Below are 523 nucleotides of genomic sequence, written 5' to 3' on the forward strand. Positions count from 1 at the left end.
GCGTAGACGATGGAATGTGCCGTCATTTTCTAACTCATGATTGAAATGACACAGGGTTTCAGCATGTTTGCAAACAACGCTAAAAAATACCGTGGCGATGCAGCGCTTGCGCATCCTCCGGTACTGGTGTGATAGCATCCCAAAGTTCAGCCACTTTGCCGTTCTCGACGCGCCATAGCTCAAAATAACTGTGACGTGCTCCGGCCATATTTCCCTCTGAGTGGGTCAGAACAAACTGCCCGTCGGCTACTGTATGGTGGATTTTTGCATAATGCAGGCCCCGCCCTTCATCTTTAAGTTGTTTAAGAAACGCAATGACCGCAGCTGTACCATTAGGAATATCGGGGCGGTGTTGGCGAAACGCCTTACCATTGGTGTAATTTCCAAACTCATCATAGTGCCCTTCAATCAGAGTTCGTGTGAAAAAATCAACCACCAGTTCGCGGTTTTTTTCTCTGTCACTGTTATGGCCTGTTTCAGTCGGGCCATCTAACTGAGTTCGTCCAATGGCGTTGGGCGTGGA

Annotated in this window: 1 pseudogene; it reads right to left on the bottom strand. The window is 48.6% G+C overall.

The window, feature by feature from the left end:
• Positions 1-79: 79 nt before the first annotated feature.
• Positions 80-523, bottom strand: a pseudogene (locus AAY47_RS19770) (nuclear transport factor 2 family protein); the annotation flags it as partial.

Origin of the sequence: Xenorhabdus griffiniae, from assembly GCF_001028135.1 — a bacterium.
GTDB classification, from domain to species: Bacteria; Pseudomonadota; Gammaproteobacteria; order Enterobacterales; family Enterobacteriaceae; genus Xenorhabdus; species Xenorhabdus bakwenae.